Origin of the sequence: Myxococcus sp. CA056, assembly GCF_013336715.1 — a bacterium.
Taxonomy (GTDB): Bacteria; Myxococcota; Myxococcia; order Myxococcales; family Myxococcaceae; genus Myxococcus; species Myxococcus llanfairpwllgwyngyllgogerychwyrndrobwllllantysiliogogogochensis.
Map to the genome: position 1 here is coordinate 1 of NZ_JABUMT010000073.1, position 272 is coordinate 272.

At 71.3% G+C, this 272-nt stretch carries 1 protein-coding gene; it reads right to left on the reverse strand.

Going from position 1 to position 272, the window contains the following annotated elements; genetic code table 11:
- Window positions 1-89 precede the first annotated feature (89 nt).
- Window positions 90-272 (reverse strand): hypothetical protein (locus tag HUA76_RS45035; RefSeq protein WP_217440989.1); only part of this gene is annotated, 183 nt, incomplete at its 5' end.

Consider the following 272-nt stretch of genomic DNA (forward strand, 5'->3'; position numbering starts at 1 on the left):
CTCGCACACCACGAGCACCGGCTGAAACGCGGCGACTGTCACTCCTGCGCGCGCTGACCGCTGCTTGCAGCGGCTGAGAGTCCAGGGACTCAGCCCCGTTCCTCGGCCACGCCCTCTTGGCTTGCGCCCTGAGCCTTGCGCGCCTCCAGCACCGCGAGTGCCTCCTGCCGCAGCGCGTCCGTGAAGCGCCCGCGCGTACCAGCCCCCCGCTCGCTTGGCCGTATCCGTCCGACGGACGACGTGCTGCGGGGTGTTGCCGGGATGAGTGTGGC